The organism is Enterococcus sp. AZ067 (genome assembly GCF_051715005.1).
Classification (GTDB): Bacteria; Bacillota; Bacilli; order Lactobacillales; family Enterococcaceae; genus Enterococcus_D; species Enterococcus_D casseliflavus.
In genome coordinates this window covers 712,501-729,549 of the sequence record NZ_JBIOSY010000001.1, presented here as the reverse complement: position 1 = coordinate 729,549, position 17,049 = coordinate 712,501, and the positions used below count along the sequence as shown (strand labels likewise).

Here is a 17,049-nt window from a genome sequence, read left to right as displayed (position 1 = left end):
TTCAAATATACATGTTTCGTCTAAAACCTGCTGATCAGCAGATTGATTGATAAGTTCGTTGAGTATAAAAAGGACAGATAGTCCCTTTATAAAAAAGCATCTACGCTAGATTATAGCATAAAGAAAAAAATCAAGCATTAGATTGAGGCAAAAAAGATCGACTTTTTTCGCATCGAATAAAATAAATCACGGCTTTTCCAGCGATAATGAAAACAAATCGTGAAATTTACATCAACAAGTGACTTTTTTTCTGATTTTTCCGATTTTTTTCAAGAAACCGCTTGATTTCTCCCTATTGAAACTGTACTCTAGTAAAAAGCTTGAACAGGAGTAATGTCAAATGAAAGTAGCGAAATTCGGAGGCAGTTCCCTTGCCTCAGCCGAACAAGTCGAAAAAGTTGTTGCGATAATTGAAAGTGATCCTAAAAGACGGTTTGTTGTTGTTTCAGCGCCTGGTAAGCGTTCCAGCGACGATCAGAAAGTCACCGATCTGTTATTAGCTGTCTGTACCCGTCTGTGTGCTCAAGAAGAAATCACTGATTTAATAGAAGAAATCTATGCCCGCTATACAGCGATCGCTGCCCCCTTTGGTATCGAACAAGTCCATTTAGACCGCATCTGGCAATCATTGGCGGCTTTTCAAACACTGCCTACTCAAGACAATCCGCATCTTTATGATACGGTCTTGGCAAGCGGCGAAGACAACAATGCCAAATTGATCGCAGGGATTTTACAAAGCCGTGGGTTAGCTGCTCGCTACATGAATCCGCAAGAACTTGGGTTGCTGGTGACGGATGAACCTCAAAACGCCCGTATCTTGAACAAGTCGTACGCCAAGATCGCACAATGGCGCGACAGTCCTGAAATCTTAGTGATTCCTGGCTTCTTTGGTTACACAGAAGCCGGCGAGATCTGTACCTTCTCTCGAGGAGGATCAGATATTTCTGGTGCCATCGTGGCGGCTGGTCTGCAAGTAGAATTGTACGAAAACTTTACCGATGTCGATGGGATTTTTTCTGCTCATCCAGGCTATGTTCATCATCCAGAGTCCATCAAAGAAGTGACCTACCGAGAAATGCGAGAGCTGTCTTATGCGGGCTTTACTGTGTTGCACGATGAGGCCTTGATGCCTTCATACCATGCGAAAATTCCCGTGGTGATCAAAAACACCAATAATCCAAGTCATCCTGGTACCTTGATCACCAACCAGAGAGACAATTTGGATCAGCCCGTGATCGGCGTTGCCAGTGACGAAGGCTTTTGTATGATCTATATCCGCAAATACTTGATGAACCGCGAAGTTGGGTTCACGTTACGGGTCTTAGAGATTTTTCGTGAATTTGATTTAAATTATGAACACATGCCTTCAGGAATCGATGATATCTCGATCATTATGCGCTCCAACCAGTTGAATCCAGTATTGGAAGAAGAACTGCTGCGCAAGATCGCCTACGAGATCGATCCCGATGAACTGCGAATGACCCACGATCTATCCATGGTCGTCGTCGTTGGTGAAGGAATGCGTCAACGAGTCGGGATCACTGCCGACAGTACCGCTGCCCTTGCGCGGAAAAATATCAACTTAGAGATGATCAACCAAGGGTCCTCTGAGGTCAGCATCATGTTCGGTATCCACAAAGAACAAGAAAAAGCCGCTGTCAGAACCCTTTACTACACTTTCTTTGATTAAACCAAACGTGCCAGTTGCACCACTCCTTTTGCTGATAAGCAATCGGAACGGGCAACTGGCACGTTTGGTTTTTATTCTGACGATTCTTGGGCTTGTTTTTGTGCCAATTGGCGGTTGATTTCTGCCTTGATTCGCGGTTCAGGAGCAAACCGTTCTTCCCAATCGATCGGCTTCATGACTTTGTGGGTCTCAGGATCATAATGGGGCTGCCCATCTGGGAAAAGTTTTCCCATGTTGGCGTCATGAACGATAGCCAGGATCGGCGCTGGATCGACCCCTAACAGTGAAAACGAGCCATAGGTAAAATACAGTAGATCACAAAGCGCATCGACTTGTTCTACTAGAGAATCACTGACAGGCTGTTGTTTGGCAGCCAGCTTGGCTTGGGCTTGATCGATCGCTTGATGCAAATGCTCCAGGCCTGCTTGAAAGGTCTCTTCGTCATTGTTGCTGGCAGCATAAAGGAACTCAACTAATTCTTCAATTTTAAAACCAGCACGAAACTGGGCTTTTTCCGCTGAAAAAGCTTGTGGATATGGCGGTCGCGTTGGATCAAAGGTTTTATGAAACTCTTCCGTCATTTCAAATGGACTCATTTTGCTCGCTTCTTTCTGCTTTTTCTCATGGTTCTGTTTTATGGTTCTGCGCTGTCTTCTACGTTGCGTCATAGATTGGCTACTTGCTTATTTTTTTATTCATTCTCTGCCTTGGGCATCCTCGGCAATGATGCCAAAATGGATCAAGGCTTTCTTGATGCCGTCATGATCGTTAGTATCCGTCACAAAGTCAGCACTGGCTTTAGTGATGGGCTGGGCATTGCCCATCGCAACCCCGATCCCCACGCCTTCTAACATTTCCACATCATTAAAATGATCCCCAAATGCCATCGCTTCTTCCATCGCGATCCCTTCATAGGCCAAAAACTCTTTGATGCCTTTGATTTTCGAACCGTTTTTCGGCACGATGTCAACAGAATAGGCATTGGATCGCTTAAAATCACATTGCGGCAGCTTGGACCGTAATTTTTCGCGCTCTGATTCAGGGCTCAGCATAATGCACTGATAGATGGGCTCTCGTAAAATATCCAACGATTCATAGCGTTTGGCGTTGCGATTGGGACTAAAGCGCTGCAAGACTTTCTTTAAAAAACCGACGGGAAATTTTTTCGGTACATAGCGTAAGTAGCGCTGCATGACGGGTGATTGGCTTAAGCGGATCGTTAAGCTGCCAGCCACTTGCGTTTCTCCGCCAAACATGACTTGGCGGTAATTTTCATCTGCGTATTCTACGATCGCTTCCAGCGTTTGTTTTGGAAAAGGTTTAGCATAAATCAAGTTTTCCTTCGTGTAGACATATTGGCCGTTATAGGTGATAAACATGTCTAACGACAAGTAATCGATCACCTTCTCTAAGTCAACCGGACCACGTCCGGTGGCAATGCCGCAGAGGACGCCATTGGCTTGGGCTTGTTTGATGGCTTCACGGGTACTGGCAAGCGCCTTGCCGTTGCTGGCAATCAGCGTGCCATCAATATCAAAAAAGATTGCTTTTATCATATGACTCCTCAAAATAATTTCAACTGATTAGGATTTAATGCTTCGTAATCGATCTGCAGCGCATCGATCAATGCGCGGGCATTGTCAGCGGCATCACGACCGGCATTATTATTGAAGACCACTGCGACTTCTTTGGCATTGGCTTCGATGGCTTGGACCGCTTGTTTTAACTCCGTTAGTTCGGCTTGGTCATAGCGATACAAGGTCCGCAGATTTTTGGCATCTGGTCCTGTCGCTGTCCAGCCGCTGTCGTTGCGTCCATGAAAACGGCACAAGACAAACGCGGGATTGGTCACGGTTGGATCAAGGGGAATGGTGGTCGATAGCTTTTTTGGCTGATCAACAACTACTAAGGAAAACTGCTTTCGCTTCATATAATCGATCATTCCCGGATACAGTTTCGGCTGATACCAGCTGCTGTCTCTCAGCTCGATCGCCACTGGGTAGCCCGCAAACCATTCTCGCACTTGGTCTAAATAGGCGACATTTTCTTTTGTACATTTAAAGCTGTTGGGAAACTGCGCCAATAGGCAAAAGAGTTTGCCTGCTTCTACCATTGGCGCGATCGCTTCTTTATAAAGCTGCAGTGCTTCGGTCATGGTCAACTGATCTGGCAAATCCCCTTGGGTGGTCACACTTTGATGGACTTTCAACACAAAGCGGAAATTTTCGGGAATCTGGGTCAACCAGTTGCGCACGTCTTTTTCTTTTGGCAAAAAATGATAGGTGGTATCCAGCTCAACTAACGGAAAATAACGGGCATACTCAAATAATTTCGAGTTTTTTCTTTGCACGAGACTGCCATGTTCACTAAATGTGGTACAACCAATTCGAATCATTTTTTCCCATCGCTCCTTGTTTTCTTATTTTAATAGTATACAATAGTTTTGAGTTAAGAGTAAATAAATCATTGCAGGTGATGAAAAAATGAAACGAATTCTCGTGTTGCACACTGGCGGCACCATCGCCATGAAAGAAGACACCCTGACAGGCGGCGTCAGCCCTGATGTCAGCAATCCGCTGATGGATGCACCGATCCACATAGACGACGATGTTGAATTGATCGTCGAAGACATTTTTAATATTCCCAGTCCTCATATGACCCCAAAAGAAATGCTGCAGCTGAAAGAACGTATCCAGCTGGCGCATTTAAGCGGTGTCGATGGGGTCGTGATCACTCACGGAACCGATACGCTGGAAGAAACAGCCTTCTTTTTAGATACCACAATCGGCGGTCAGTTACCGATCGTGGTGACTGGCGCCATGCGCTCAAGTAATGAAATCGGCAGTGACGGACTTTATAACTTTGAAAGTGCGATTCGGGTGGCGAAATCACCTGATGCCTTAGGAAAAGGCGTCTTAGTCGTGATGAACGATGAGATCCATTCCGCACGTTATGTTACGAAGACCCACACCACCAATATTGCGACATTCCGCACCCCGACATTAGGTCCGATCGGCTTAGTCACAAAGCACCGTATCTTGTTCATGCAAGAGCTGTTAAATAACCGCCATTTGGATGTTGATCGTGTCGATGGTCTGTTTCCGATCGTCAAAGCCTATGCGGGAATGACTGGGGAATTGTTCGATGCTTTAGCCGACTCGCTGATCGATGGACTAGTGATCGAAGCTTTAGGCGCTGGCAATCTGCCGCCGCAGACCATAGAGCCTTTGAAAAAACTGATCGCTAGAAACATTCCAGTCGTCTTAGTTTCTCGCTGCTTCAACGGCGTTGCCGAGCCGGTCTATGACTACTTAGGCGGCGGGATCGAATTGCAAGCTCTTGGGGTGATTTTCTGCAATAGCATCAATAGCCAAAAAGCCCGCATCAAATTGCTGATAGCGAAAAACCGTGGGTTGACCATGGATGAACTGCCTGATTTCATGGAGAATTAACCAAACAAAAACCCTTTTGCCATTCCGCTAATGGAGGCAAAAGGGTTGTTTTATTTTTCTCGCCAAGTAAAGATGGCTTCGCAGTAAGTATCCTCACCGATCTTGATCTCGTGGATCGTTTGCAGCGGCACAGCCTCGCCGGCTTCATCGACTGTCTTCTCATTGATTTGAAAATGGCTTTCGATCAAATGGCCGTAAGCCACTTCCCGATCAAAACGGATCGTCACTTGTGTCACTTCATGTTTTGTTAAAAACTCATAGCCTAAGACGTCCATCAGCCAATTGAAATACATGGCATTGTTGACATGCTGATTGCTATCAATATCGTAGAAACGCACCCGATAAGGCAAAAATTGTCCTTGCGTGATAGGGGTGATCTTCGGATAGCGTTTGATTCGCTTGATTTTTTCACTGCCAAAAGGCGCCACGATCTCATCTGGTACACTGCTGACTTTGCGCGTCTTCGGATCCATCAACGCAAAAACCGCCTCGATTTTGACCAGTTCCGTTCCGTCTTCTGCCAATAACCAGAAGTAACGGTAGCAGAAAAATTTATTGTATTCTCTCGCCTGGGTCGCCACTTGAATCTGCTCCCCTACGCGCGGCAAACGAGTCACCGTTATGTGATAGCTGGTAATGATCCAGGTCAAGCCATAACTAGCGATGACTTCTGGTCCGCGGTTTAACGCCGCACTTTGTTCTTCTGATGTCTTGATAGCGATGCCTAGCATGGCTGGAAACGTCATCGTTTGGTTGACATCACATTCATAATACGCCACTTCATGCGTGGTTTGATACTTTGCTGCCATAGTTCTAATTGCCTCCTAAAAACGACTCAATATTTCATCGACACTTGGTCCATAGCTTTCGCCAAACTGATTCAAATGGACCAATAAATAATACAATTGATACACTGGCAGTCGCTCTTGCCAATCCTCATCTAATGGATAGACTTCTTGATAGCCTTCCAAAAATTCCTGACGAAAACCACCGAAGAGCTGGGACATCGCAATATCCATTTCTCGATCCCCATAAGCGACTGCTGGATCAAGAAACACTGGTTCTCCTTGCTGATCGAACAGCACATTCCCCCGCCAAAAATCACCGTGTAATAAAGCAGGTGTGACGCTGCGATCACGCCAATTTTCATGCAAAAATTCTTTCAAACGCAGATAAGCAGCTTCCCGTTTGGCATGCCAGCGGTTACCCAGCTTCGCTAGTTCGACTTGCACATCCAAACGGCAGACTGTGTAAAAATCAAGCCAATCGGTGGTTTTCGGATTGACTTGCGGCAAAAAGCCGATGTAATTGTCTTCGTAAAACCCAAAAGACTCCTGCGTCTGCTGATGAAGCCGAGCCAAGCTTTGACCTAAGCGTCGCTGCTGTCCTTCCCCACCATCGATCCATTCCATCAATAAAAATGCCCTCTCTTCGGTCTGAACGAGACGTTCGATTTTTGGCACCCGCACGAAAGGGGCTAATTCAGCTAAGCCGTTGATCTCTGCTTGAAAGAACACCGATGAAACATGAGGATGGGTCTTTAAAAAATAGCGATTTTCTGCTGTAGTGAAACGATACGTTTGATTGACATCCCCACCACTGATGGGCGTCAGCGAGCCGGTCATCCCGATTGCTGCGAACAATGCTTCCTCCATACGGATCTCCCTTTCTTTACTCAGTCAGTTGGGCATTCAAATACGCTTGCTCTTCTTTCGTCAGCCCTAGTCCCTGCAGGAGATACTGATCAACCGAACCGAAGTGCTGATCGATCGCAGCCAAGCTTTCATCAAGAAAACTCTCTTTGGCACTCATCAAAACCGTGATCGCCGTTAACAGTTCTTGCGGCAAATGCTGGGTCATTGGGGCAAATTTTTCTTTTAGCATTGGCGCTAAATAGCGATTGGTTGCTAAATAATCTTCTTTGATCGTCGTTGGTGCCACCGCCAACACATGGAGCAATAAAAAGGCGCCAAAGCCTGTGCGATCTTTGCCAGCGGTACAGTGGAACAAGGTTGCACCTTCGCCTTCCGCATTGGCGATCACATGATCAAAAAACTGCCGATATTGTTGGCGGGCATAGTCGCTTTCAACAAAGTGACGGTAGACTTTTTTCATCTGCTCTTCGGCATCTTCCCCATCTTCCAAGCGCTGCTTCAAGCTTTCTGGCGACAAGGAAACCATCGTTTCGTCTTCTTTAAAAATAGGTAAAAAAAGCTGCTTTGCTGTGGCGATTGGTCGATCAGGCTGTGCATTGGCTTCAGCGATAGAGCGAAAATCAATGACCTGATTGACCCCATAGTTTGCCAGTACTGCTTGATCTGAAGCAGTCAATTCATTGATCGCCGCACTGCGGATCAATTTTTTTCGTTTGATCGTCGTGCCGTTTGTCGTTTGATAGCCGCCAAGTTCTCTGACGTTTGCTGCTCGTTCTAGTTGAATCAATTGTGTCATTGCTTATCCCTCCCGCGATGTTCTAGTTAAAAGTATAGCAGAAACTTCGCTATTAAGGGCACTGAAACCTAGATTTTTCTATGAGCTGAGCTTTAACGGACAAAAAAAAGAAAGACCACACGCAGTCTTTCTTTGCTTTCGCTTGTTACAAAATGTTTCTATTCGGCTTCGATCACGGCGGCAGAATCATCTAAGATCGAACGATCCAGTTCGTTGATACGACTGCTGGTCACCATTCCCGCAACCATACTGTCGCTGACATTAACGAGTGTCCGTGCCATATCGATCAATGGTTCAACAGAAATAACTAAGCCTACGATGGCGATCGGCAAGTTCATTGAGCCTAAGACGATCAATGAAGCAAAGGTTGCCCCACCGCCGACACCAGCAACGCCGAAAGAGCTGATCGTAACTACTGCAACTAGCAGCAGGATAAACTGCCAATCAAAGACATTGATCCCAACCGTTGGTGCAACGATCGTTGCCAACATCGCTGGATATACACCCGCACAGCCGTTTTGACCAATCGATAACCCAAAGCTGCCTGCAAAGTTAGCCGTGGCTTCATCAACACCTAACGCTTTGGTTTGGGTTTCGATGTTCAATGGCAAGGCACCCGCACTTGAACGAGAAGTAAAGGCAAAGCTCAAGACTGGAAAGGCCTTTTTGAAATACGTTACTGGATTGACCCGAACAGCGGTCAGCAATAATGAATGAACAAGTAAGACCAAAATCAAAGCCGCATAAGAGGCGATGATAAATTTGCCTAAGTTCAAGATGGCTTCAAAATCACTTGAAGCTAATACATTAGTCATCAATGCCAAAACGCCATAAGGTGTCAGGCGCAAAACTAACGTGACGATACGCATCACGATTTTATATAAGCTGTCCATCAAATTCGCAAAAGTTTCCGCTTCTTTCGGTGATTTACGTTTGACACCAAGAAAGGCGATCCCAACAAAGGCTGAGAAAATCACGACCCCGATCGTACTTGTCGAACGAGTACCCGCAAAGTCGGCGAAGACATTGCTTGGGATGAAGGAAACGATTTGTTGTGGGATCGATAGGTCTTGGACTTGTGTCGAACGTTCCGCTAATTCTGCGATCCGCGCTGTTTCCGTTGCCCCTTCGGTAAAGCTGGCACCGTCAAGACCAAAGACCATGACCATCACAATTCCGATCAAGGCAGCGATCGCCGTTGTCCCTAGCAAAGTCGCAAGAACCGTAAAACTGATCTTCTTGATTTTTTCGCTTTCTTTCATCTTGGTGAAAGCACCAACGATCGAAACGAAGATCAAGGGCATGATCAGCATTTGCAAGAGAGCTACATAGGCGCTACCGACCATCGTGATCCAGTCAAGAGCTTGCGTGACAACGTCAGAGCCTGTCCCAAAAATCAGCTGCAGCACGCCACCAAAAACGATCCCGACGAACAACGCCGCAAAGACCCGCGTAGAAAACTTCACGTGACGTTTTTGCAATAAGTAGAACCCATAAATAAGGGCAGCAAAAAGTAGAACAACAATAATAGTTAACAGATTTGTCATTTGAATCCTCCTTTTGTTCAATAAACATGACAAAGTCTGTCAGAGGAAGTAAAGGTTCCCAGTGACCATTCTTCAACAGTTCACTCTAATGAGACGTGTGGCATCATTAGTGACTATTCCATTTTAAAGAAGTTTGCTTCATCTTACAATAAATAAGTTCCCACTTTTCTGGGATGGTACCGCTTTTTTGTCAGAAAATAAAAAAAGAACCGTTGCCACAACCCCACACTGTTAGGATTTCTACTTTCCTAACGGTTGGATTGCGGCAACTGGTTCGTTATTTTTTCATTTCGACTTTTCGAAAAATTTCAGAGAATATTCAGGCAATCATTAGAAATTGCTGTCTTACGCTAAAGCACCCATTGGGTCCCAAGGTGCTAAGACTGTTGGTTCTGCTTCAAAGGCAGCCAATTGTTCTGCTGTCAGGAACTCTTTGCGAACCACGATTTGATAGGTGTATTCATCCATCCACGCATCGCTCATAACGAAGAAGCCATTCGTTCCGACTTTTTCACCCCAGCTGTTTTCGACTTTCCATTTGGTTGATTCGCCGTCGATCAAGTCAACGCCAGTCAAGACCATCGCGTGGGTCATTAAGCTTTCGCCAAAATCTAAGCGTTCTGCTTTGGTCATCGTAAAGTCGATGTCAAATAGGTCGTTGATATCATACGCATCTAATGCCATGATCCCAGTATCTCTGGTAGAAGATTGACCGACATCACAACCGAACCACACGGACTCCCCTTGTTCCAATTGAGCGATCGCTAATTTTTTGAAGGTCGGCATATCGACGTTCAAGTATTTGACTTCTTTGCCGCCAACCACGTTGCCTAGCATTTCTACGGTATACGATTGATTGTAAGGCTTGTCGGCAGTTGGTGCGTTGATGATGCTGACATAATCGTCAAGGTCCACCCCGACATATTTTTCATAAAAGCTTTGCGGTGTTAAATTGCGATCAATGTGATAGTTTTTGTCTTCATCACGGTATTCAAAATCAAAGGTTTCTGGCGGTGTGCCTAAAGAAGTCGCTAAGAAACGATAAATGTCTTCCAACATCGCTTCTTTGGCTGTTTGGATGTCTTCAGCTGTTTTGCCTTCAGCCACTAGCTGACGCAAAGCAACCGCATCTTTACGCAGTTTTTTGTTCAAGTAATTGTTTAGGTCACGAGAATTGGAAGAGTTGCTGCTTTCTGGCATGACCGTTTTTGGTACGATACCATATTTTTGGAAAATCGAAACGATCATGTCCCATTGCCCACCATCTTGTTGTGGTGTTTGCAATAAGAAAGCAACTTTGCGACTTGTTAAAGGCTCGTTAGCAGTTGCTAAAATATTTTCATAGAAATAGTTGGCTTTTTCGTATTTGTCCCAAAAGAAGGTATGGTTTTGCGACAATTCAAATTCTTTTAAATTGAAATCATTCAGCATCTTATGACGGAATGTATTCAATGCGGCAAACATCCAGCAGCGGCCTGATTGTTTTTGGTTTGAGACTTTCCCGGTTGTCACATCAACTGAAAAAACTGGCACATTGTTGACTTTTGCTGACACGTTTTCCGCAGAAGCGGTGATCCCATTTTTCACAACACTCCGTTGCAGTGCCGTTTGTTTATTATTGTCTTGATACGCTTGCGCAAAGGCAGCGGTGGTCTTTTTTGAAATTTCTGACATATTTCTTCATCCTTTCACTTTCCGTTCCTTCCATTTTACGCCTCTGCCTCTCAAATAACAACCGCTCCTAGAAAAATGAAAGGATCATCTTTCTAAGAGCGGTTGCTCGTATCAAGGATTTAAAGAGTTAGCATCAAAAGCAAAAAGCCAAGTAAAACAAAGGATAGTCCTCGTTCAAATCGTGCATAAAGGAAGCGGATCGGACGACTAGCTAGCAAGATCGTCAGTAAAACACTGGCTAACACCAACGTCACAAAACCTAATACCGACAGGTTCAAGTCGGTGATCGCTAATGCCCGCAAGCCCTTGATGAAGATCCCCTGTAAAAGATAGACCAGCAGGGTGTTTTTGCCCCACTTCGTAAAAAAGAGGTGCTCTCTAGGCACGAGGCTCAGAAAACCGATGATCCCCATCAGCCCGATCACGAAAAAGACCGCACGCAAGGGACCGCCGAACAACGGATAGCTCAAGTAATCGTCATAAGGCTTGGAACCAAAAACCATGTACTTGTTCATCCCATGAAAAAACGCGATAAAGGTGTAGATGATCGGTAAGAAAAGCAAACTGATGGTCCGAATCTTTGGTTTCAATAAAAAGCGCATCTCATTTTTGGGAAAATAAAACCCGATGATGAAAAACGGCAAAAAGACAAAGGTTCGCTGCAAGGTCAACACTTGATTTAAAAATGGCACGTAGCCAGCGAAGATACTCAAGCCGATACTCAGCAAGATCGCCTGCTTTTTGGACATTTTTTGAAAGACCAGCAAGGAGAGCTGCCAAAAGAACATGCTAAGCAAAAACCAAAGTGCCCATTGCGGATTCAACAGTTGGATTTTTAACGACTCCCGTAGACCGATCAACCAGTAATAGACGGTGTAAAACACCTGAAAGAAGACATAAGGCAGCAAGAACTTTTTCATCAGCTCACGAAGCTTGTGTCCCTTCGTCAACGGTTTGGCAAAGTACCCAGCCAGAAAAACAAAAGCTGGCATATGGAAAGTGAAGATAAAATAATATAGGTCATGATAAAACTTCTGATCGCCGATAAAAGGCTGTAGTAAGTGACTGAAGACGACCAAGATCATCAGTAAAAATTTTGCATTATCAAAGTAAGCCGTTCTTTGCGATTGGCTCATAAAAAGTTCCTCCTCTAAGTTGTATCTGTCAAAGGATACCTGATCCATGAAACAGAACTGTAACAAGCTATTTACTTTTTTCTAACGATTCTTGTTCATTTGATTACCAGTTGCTATTTTGTATGCTTTGTATTAATATATATAATACAAAGGAGCTGTCTTCGATGATATTTGATATTCAAACCCAAAGCAACCAACCGATCTACCAGCAGTTGCGGGAACAGATCATTGTCGGTATCGCAAAAGGCGATTTATCCGCTGGCGAATTGCTACCATCCGTCCGTCAATTAGCCGAAGAGATCGGCATCAATACCATGACGATCTCAAAAGCCTACAATTCCCTCAAAGAAGAAGGCTTGTTGGTCACGGATCGCCGTAAAGGAACCGCCGTTGCCGCGCCACCACCGTTTACTTCTGGACAAGAAGCGGAGTATCGCCAAAACTTGCAGCTGCAGCTAGCAACCGCTCTCTTACACGGCAAAAGCAAGCAAGCGCTTTTAACGGATGTTCAACAACTGCTGGACCAATTTCCTGAAAGGAATGAATGCAAATGACCTATCTTTTTTTCATTATTGCTCTTGTCCTCTGTGGGACGACCGCATTTGGTTTACGCTTGATCAGTAAACCCCACAAAAATGTTTTACTCGAAAATACCCTTGCCCCTGAGCATCTGGATGATCCTAGCGTCCACAGCTTGATCACAGAATTTCGCAAGCGTATCTTACAAATCGTTGGTACATTTAGTGTAGCAAGTCTCCTTTTTTTGTTCAATTTATCTGACTCCATCATCCTTACCCTGTTCTGGCTTTATATGGCCGCTTTGCTGGGGACAGCTTACCTGGTGCAAGTGCATTACATTGGAAAAATGCGGCAATTGATCCTTGCCAAAGGATGGGAACTACCTATCGATCCGATTCGGATCGATACCAAACTCGTTCAAGCCAAAAATAAACGGATGCTGCCGTGGTATAGCCTCGTTCCTGCAGCGATTTTGTTGATGATCAGTTTGTACCAAGCATGGCAGTTGCCTGATCTTTCTACAGGATACTTGATGGGCGGCGTCTCCTTAGCAATTTTTGCGCTGTTCGTCTATCTCTGGGTGATCATCAGCCGCTTACCCGTTCGCGGGATCAGCGGTGATTCAGCTATCGACCAGCACATCAATGATTTAACAAAGCGCTATTGGTCCTTATTGATCGCTGTCACTTGTACCATTACGCTGCTCTTGTTGACTGTCCCGCTGGCATCCATGTCCGCTACTGGAGCATTCAGTACTATCCTCTTAGTGCTCTTTGTTGTTTTGGTTGTTTTCTTGATCGTCTTTACCTTCTTCTTGTTGCTAGATCTGCGTAAAAAACAAGATCAGCTCTTAGAACCAGCAGGACAACCGCGCTATTATGGTGAAGATGCTTACTGGCGATATGGTTTTTACATCAATCCTAATGATGCGCGACTGTTTGTTCCTGACCGTGTTGGGATGAATATCGGCATCAATCTAGGCAAACGTAGCGGACAAATCGTCTCAGGTATCACCGCTGTCTTCTTACTTGTATTAATGGTCGGTACTATCATTCCGATGTATCGTTTAGATTTCGCTCCTGATGCGATCACCGGTGAAGTGCAAGGACAAGAAGTCACCTTCGATGCACCAATGACTGGGAAAACAACGGTCTCTTTGGCAGATATAGAGACGGTGGAATTGATCGAAGCTTTGCCATCGCCTCGTGTTCGTACCATGGGTGTAGGAACCGCCAGTTACCAAATCGGTAAATTTACCGTTGCTGGTGATCCTGCCAGAATGTTCGTGGACATAAACTCGACACCTATTTTAAAAGTCACCACCAAAGATGGGCCAACCGTTTTTTACACAAATAAAAAAGCCGCCGAAACGACGGATTTATACGAGGAACTAGTACAGAAGATTTCCTTAGCGGAGTGAGTGTTCTGGAGAAAAAACTGGGGAACCCATTATCCCCAGGCTATCCACAACCAAAAAAACGACCTTCCGAAACGAAGGTCGTTTTTGATACTCCGGCAGTAGGACTCGAACCTACGACATCATGATTAACAGTCATGCGCTACTACCAACTGAGCTATGCCGGAAGAATCTATCTGTACTATACCAAATAGTCAGATAATTTAGCAAGAGCAAAAATCAATTTTTTGTTCCTTTTTTTCAAGAAAATCCCCTTTTAGAAACTTCCCTTCCCGCAAAGTGTTTTTCTCAAGAAATATCCGAAAATCTCATTGACAAAGCAGCGCCTTTACGGTATTCTATATCTTGTGTTAAATAACACGCCGCTTTAGCTCAGTTGGTAGAGCGCATCCATGGTAAGGATGAGGTCGACGGTTCAAGCCCGTCAAGTGGCTTTGGTAGGACAACGTTTCTAGGACGTTGTCTTTTTTTGTGCATCTAATTCCCAAAGTATAGCGATAATTTCTGAACTTAATCATTCGTACGCCCCTAATTTCCTGCGATATACAAAAGAAATAAGATCGTAAAACCCAATAGTAGGACCGATACAACTGCTTTCACTATCCTCGCTGCATCTTTAAATTTAAACAAGAGCGTATATAGATTAATAAAGTAAATGATCGACAGGGCTGCTTCTTGCGAATATTCTTTCACTTGGATCAAGCCTAGCCATATAATCAGCAAAAGAATCGAAAAAACAACCAAATAGTTTTCTGCAACACGCTTCATTTCATTCTCCTTTTCAACAATAGACATTTGCAACCAGCTGAATCGTAGAACTCAGTAAATTATCAGACCCTCTCTCCAATACTTTTCCTACAGCCTTTGCTTATTAAAAGTGTAACAAACCATCTCTTCTAATAGTTGATTTTTATCAATTTAAATAAATATTTTTTTACAAAACGAACAAAAAGGATTTTTCAATCGGTGCTCACAGCTCAATTTTAGACACATCTTTTTTACCAAAAAAAACCCGCTCTCCTAAAGCTAAGAGAGCGAGTTTTTCAACTACAGTGAATTTTTTTGAAAGGAGATGCTTGATGCTGGCTAAAAAAATAACATATTCTTTCCGTTTAATTCAAATTTTTACTTCACGACCAACACCGTACATTTCGAATGATTGACGACATAATCGGTGGTTGAGCCTACGACAGCTCGGGTCAATGTGCCTTTACCAGTTGCACCGATAATGATCAAATCAATCGGGTACAATTCTGTTGCTGCATGAATGATAAAGCGTTTTGGATCGCCGACTTCAACGATTACCTCAACATCTTCTACCCCATGCTGATTGGCATCATAGATTTTTTTCAACATGTCCGTTTCCACACGCAATTTTTCTTGGTCAAAAATTTTTGCAAAAGCATAGGCACTTGTGGATAACTCAGCATTGTTGATAACAGAGAGGACATACAATTTGGCTTTGTTCATACGACAAATCGCGAGTGCTTCTTGGAACGCTTTTTCTGACTGATCCGACCCATCCAAGGCAACAAGTACATTTTGACAATTACGTAACATCCAAATCGCCTCCTTTTCTTTATTTTACCACAAAAAATGGAAGCGTTACAAAAAAGGACAAGGTCTACTCTTAAGAGACCTAAAACTTCCTTTAAGATTTGTGAAGTTCCTTACTTGTCTCCGTGATTATACAGTAAAATAAAGAGAAGAATGATTCGAGGTGAAAGAAATGCGCTCTTTTTTCCAGGCTGCGGTCACTGTGCTCTTGTACTTAGGGCTTTTCTTGCTGATAATCGGTATTATCGCCTTTTTCTTGCTAAAACTTTAAGCTTGGTTTGTTGAAAAGCAAGTTGCTGTCACATCCCTAAGAGGAGTGATACACTTGGTTTATCAACAATTATCGAAACGAAACAGCTTGCTGCTCACTCGTTTCAAAAAGGAGATCATGCAAAATGGACTTACATATTACCCCTACTGCCGCTGCTCGCTTTCCAGAAGGGCACGACTTATATATTTTGACGAGTAATGACGGATCGAACCAATTTTCTTCAGCAGCTGGATGCTGTATGATCGGCGAACGTTTTTTGATCACACCGATCGACGAACCGTTAGACCCATACAATGAGTTAGTCTCAAGCAATCAGTTTACTTTCTTTACATCAACCTATGATCAAATGTTCTTGACTGGTCATCTGATTCTAGATGTTCACCCAACTTCAGGAACTTTGATTTTGAAAAACGAAAGCGGCTATTTGGATACCAATCTTTTATTGGAATCCTCTCCACAGTTGAAACAAACGAATGCGTAACTAAAGAGCTGACAAATGCCTTGTAAGGTGCTTGTCAGCTCTTTTTCTCTATAATGAATCTGGAATCAACGCTAAGAGTTCTTGTGTCTCAGCGGCTAAAGCGATCGCACCAGCATCAAGCAATTCTTCTTTTGACCCAAAACCATATAAAACGCCGATTGCCGGTAACTGGTTTTCTTTTGCCCCTAAAATATCATGCTCGCGGTCGCCGATCATGATGGTTTGCTGCGCTTTTTGCTCCTTTTCGATCTCAGTTAACGCGTAGCGGATAACGGCCGCTTTTTCCCCACGTTTATTCTCGAGATCCGCCCCATAGATTCCTTTGAAATAGCCATCATACTTGAGATGGGTCAGGATCTCTTTTGCAAAAACTTCTGGTTTCGACGTAGCGATATACAAATCGTGATCCTGCGCCAGCTCCTGCAATGTTTCTTCGATCAACGGATATGGTTGGACTTGAAACATGCCCGCTTGACGATAATTTTCCCGGTAGAAGGCAACGGCTTGCTGGGCAGCAGCTTCATCGAAGCCCAAGCCACGGAAGGATTCAATCAAAGGCGGCCCCACAAAGCTCCGCAGTACGTCTTGCGCTAATTGCTCTTTTCCCATTTTTTCCATCGCATATTGAATCGATCCATAGATTCCTTCACTCGAATCAATGATCGTTCCATCTAAATCAAAAAGTACTTTCTTTCTCACGCCATCGTCTCCTTTTCTAATAGTATAGAAAAAAACAGCAGTACAAGCAACACTTCTTCCTTTTCGTTCTGATCTCATCTAAATAAAAAAGACGCTGCCCCATCAAAGGCAACGTCTTTGTTTTTGTCATTTTATGTAAAAAAAAAGATAGCAGA

General features: G+C 44.1%; 17 protein-coding genes and 2 tRNA genes. 6 read left to right on the top strand and 13 right to left on the bottom strand.

Features of this window, described 5'->3' with window-relative positions:
* Positions 1-340 precede the first annotated feature (340 nt).
* On the top strand, positions 341-1,690 hold the full coding sequence (locus IGI82_RS03415) for an aspartate kinase (RefSeq protein ID WP_005237529.1): 1,350 nt from the start codon (positions 341-343) through the stop codon (positions 1,688-1,690).
* 71 nt (positions 1,691-1,761) lie between these two features.
* Here the strand turns inward: IGI82_RS03415 and IGI82_RS03410 are convergent, their stop codons facing one another.
* From IGI82_RS03410 to IGI82_RS03400, 3 genes are all read right to left on the bottom strand, one after another.
* Positions 1,762-2,286: an HAD family hydrolase gene (locus IGI82_RS03410; protein WP_438841765.1), complete on the bottom strand. Its 525-nt coding sequence runs from the start codon at positions 2,284-2,286 to the stop codon at positions 1,762-1,764.
* A gap of 99 nt (positions 2,287-2,385) precedes the next feature.
* Positions 2,386-3,246 carry a Cof-type HAD-IIB family hydrolase gene (locus IGI82_RS03405; RefSeq protein WP_060792942.1) on the bottom strand — a complete coding sequence of 287 codons (861 nt, stop codon included), beginning with the start codon at positions 3,244-3,246 and terminating at the stop codon, positions 2,386-2,388.
* A gap of 8 nt (positions 3,247-3,254) precedes the next feature.
* Positions 3,255-4,085 carry a DUF72 domain-containing protein gene (locus IGI82_RS03400; RefSeq protein WP_005225141.1) on the bottom strand — a complete coding sequence of 277 codons (831 nt, stop codon included), beginning with the start codon at positions 4,083-4,085 and terminating at the stop codon, positions 3,255-3,257.
* Between the two features lie 88 nt (positions 4,086-4,173).
* On the opposite strand from IGI82_RS03400, the gene IGI82_RS03395 reads away from it, so the two are divergent.
* Entirely contained in the window at positions 4,174-5,142 is a 969-nt protein-coding gene (locus IGI82_RS03395; RefSeq protein ID WP_005225140.1) for an asparaginase, read from the top strand.
* A 50-nt stretch (positions 5,143-5,192) separates the two neighbouring features.
* On the opposite strand, the gene IGI82_RS03390 is transcribed toward IGI82_RS03395, so the two are convergent.
* The 6 genes from IGI82_RS03390 to IGI82_RS03365 all read right to left on the bottom strand — a co-directional run bounded on the left by IGI82_RS03390 (position 5,193) and on the right by IGI82_RS03365 (position 11,950).
* Positions 5,193-5,951, bottom strand: coding sequence for an acyl-ACP thioesterase domain-containing protein (locus IGI82_RS03390; RefSeq protein ID WP_010747450.1), 759 nt, complete (start codon positions 5,949-5,951; stop codon positions 5,193-5,195).
* A gap of 15 nt (positions 5,952-5,966) precedes the next feature.
* Positions 5,967-6,797, bottom strand: a complete 831-nt coding sequence (locus IGI82_RS03385; protein WP_375806942.1) for a fructosamine kinase family protein — start codon at positions 6,795-6,797, stop codon at positions 5,967-5,969.
* 16 nt (positions 6,798-6,813) lie between these two features.
* Entirely contained in the window at positions 6,814-7,593 is a 780-nt protein-coding gene (locus IGI82_RS03380) for a tyrosine-protein phosphatase (protein ID WP_074934643.1), read from the bottom strand.
* A 158-nt stretch (positions 7,594-7,751) separates the two neighbouring features.
* Positions 7,752-9,140: an L-cystine transporter gene (locus IGI82_RS03375; protein WP_375806941.1), complete on the bottom strand. Its 1,389-nt coding sequence runs from the start codon at positions 9,138-9,140 to the stop codon at positions 7,752-7,754.
* 345 nt (positions 9,141-9,485) lie between these two features.
* Positions 9,486-10,814 (bottom strand): aminopeptidase C, encoded by a 1,329-nt coding sequence (locus tag IGI82_RS03370; protein ID WP_218213556.1) that lies wholly within the window; start codon positions 10,812-10,814, stop codon positions 9,486-9,488.
* A 119-nt stretch (positions 10,815-10,933) separates the two neighbouring features.
* Complete coding sequence (locus tag IGI82_RS03365; protein WP_086339168.1) at positions 10,934-11,950, bottom strand: acyltransferase family protein; 1,017 nt, start codon at positions 11,948-11,950, stop codon at positions 10,934-10,936.
* A gap of 164 nt (positions 11,951-12,114) precedes the next feature.
* Between IGI82_RS03365 and IGI82_RS03360 the strand changes: the two genes are divergently transcribed.
* Entirely contained in the window at positions 12,115-12,504 is a 390-nt protein-coding gene (locus tag IGI82_RS03360) for a GntR family transcriptional regulator (protein WP_005225133.1), read from the top strand.
* Entirely contained in the window at positions 12,501-13,889 is a 1,389-nt protein-coding gene (locus IGI82_RS03355; RefSeq protein ID WP_413127090.1) for a hypothetical protein, read from the top strand. The genes IGI82_RS03360 and IGI82_RS03355 overlap by 4 nt, the downstream gene beginning before the upstream one ends.
* A gap of 90 nt (positions 13,890-13,979) precedes the next feature.
* Here IGI82_RS03355 and IGI82_RS03350 read toward each other — a convergent pair.
* Positions 13,980-14,053, bottom strand: a tRNA-Asn gene (locus tag IGI82_RS03350).
* Between the two features lie 194 nt (positions 14,054-14,247).
* On the opposite strand from IGI82_RS03350, the gene IGI82_RS03345 reads away from it, so the two are divergent.
* A tRNA-Thr gene (locus IGI82_RS03345) sits at positions 14,248-14,320 on the top strand.
* Between the two features lie 94 nt (positions 14,321-14,414).
* Here IGI82_RS03345 and IGI82_RS03340 read toward each other — a convergent pair.
* Both IGI82_RS03340 and IGI82_RS03335 read right to left on the bottom strand, forming a co-directional pair.
* Positions 14,415-14,654, bottom strand: a complete 240-nt coding sequence (locus IGI82_RS03340; RefSeq protein WP_010747444.1) for a hypothetical protein — start codon at positions 14,652-14,654, stop codon at positions 14,415-14,417.
* A gap of 357 nt (positions 14,655-15,011) precedes the next feature.
* On the bottom strand, positions 15,012-15,446 hold the full coding sequence (locus tag IGI82_RS03335; protein ID WP_005225130.1) for a universal stress protein: 435 nt from the start codon (positions 15,444-15,446) through the stop codon (positions 15,012-15,014).
* Positions 15,447-15,838: 392 nt separating this feature from the next.
* On the opposite strand from IGI82_RS03335, the gene IGI82_RS03330 reads away from it, so the two are divergent.
* The gene (locus tag IGI82_RS03330; protein WP_015509034.1) at positions 15,839-16,195 is read left to right on the top strand and encodes an iron-sulfur cluster biosynthesis family protein; all 357 of its coding nucleotides are present in this window, start codon (positions 15,839-15,841) and stop codon (positions 16,193-16,195) included.
* A gap of 48 nt (positions 16,196-16,243) precedes the next feature.
* Here IGI82_RS03330 and IGI82_RS03325 read toward each other — a convergent pair whose 3' ends face one another.
* Entirely contained in the window at positions 16,244-16,894 is a 651-nt protein-coding gene (locus IGI82_RS03325) for an HAD hydrolase-like protein (RefSeq protein WP_005225128.1), read from the bottom strand.
* Between the last annotated feature and the right edge of the window lie 155 nt (positions 16,895-17,049).

What these genes read in the sequence shown, in the direction of transcription:
- IGI82_RS03415 (WP_005237529.1), top strand. Translation starts at nt 341, where the DNA reads ATGAAAGTAGCGAAATTCGGAGGCAGTTCCCTTGCCTCAGCCGAACAA.
- IGI82_RS03410 (WP_438841765.1), bottom strand. Translation starts at nt 2,286, where the DNA reads ATGAGTCCATTTGAAATGACGGAAGAGTTTCATAAAACCTTTGATCCA.
- IGI82_RS03405 (WP_060792942.1), bottom strand. Translation starts at nt 3,246, where the DNA reads ATGATAAAAGCAATCTTTTTTGATATTGATGGCACGCTGATTGCCAGC.
- IGI82_RS03400 (WP_005225141.1), bottom strand. Translation starts at nt 4,085, where the DNA reads ATGATTCGAATTGGTTGTACCACATTTAGTGAACATGGCAGTCTCGTG.
- IGI82_RS03395 (WP_005225140.1), top strand. Translation starts at nt 4,174, where the DNA reads ATGAAACGAATTCTCGTGTTGCACACTGGCGGCACCATCGCCATGAAA.
- IGI82_RS03390 (WP_010747450.1), bottom strand. Translation starts at nt 5,951, where the DNA reads ATGGCAGCAAAGTATCAAACCACGCATGAAGTGGCGTATTATGAATGT.
- IGI82_RS03385 (WP_375806942.1), bottom strand. Translation starts at nt 6,797, where the DNA reads ATGGAGGAAGCATTGTTCGCAGCAATCGGGATGACCGGCTCGCTGACG.
- IGI82_RS03380 (WP_074934643.1), bottom strand. Translation starts at nt 7,593, where the DNA reads ATGACACAATTGATTCAACTAGAACGAGCAGCAAACGTCAGAGAACTT.
- IGI82_RS03375 (WP_375806941.1), bottom strand. Translation starts at nt 9,140, where the DNA reads ATGACAAATCTGTTAACTATTATTGTTGTTCTACTTTTTGCTGCCCTT.
- IGI82_RS03370 (WP_218213556.1), bottom strand. Translation starts at nt 10,814, where the DNA reads ATGTCAGAAATTTCAAAAAAGACCACCGCTGCCTTTGCGCAAGCGTAT.
- IGI82_RS03365 (WP_086339168.1), bottom strand. Translation starts at nt 11,950, where the DNA reads ATGAGCCAATCGCAAAGAACGGCTTACTTTGATAATGCAAAATTTTTA.
- IGI82_RS03360 (WP_005225133.1), top strand. Translation starts at nt 12,115, where the DNA reads ATGATATTTGATATTCAAACCCAAAGCAACCAACCGATCTACCAGCAG.
- IGI82_RS03355 (WP_413127090.1), top strand. Translation starts at nt 12,501, where the DNA reads ATGACCTATCTTTTTTTCATTATTGCTCTTGTCCTCTGTGGGACGACC.
- IGI82_RS03340 (WP_010747444.1), bottom strand. Translation starts at nt 14,654, where the DNA reads ATGAAGCGTGTTGCAGAAAACTATTTGGTTGTTTTTTCGATTCTTTTG.
- IGI82_RS03335 (WP_005225130.1), bottom strand. Translation starts at nt 15,446, where the DNA reads ATGTTACGTAATTGTCAAAATGTACTTGTTGCCTTGGATGGGTCGGAT.
- IGI82_RS03330 (WP_015509034.1), top strand. Translation starts at nt 15,839, where the DNA reads ATGGACTTACATATTACCCCTACTGCCGCTGCTCGCTTTCCAGAAGGG.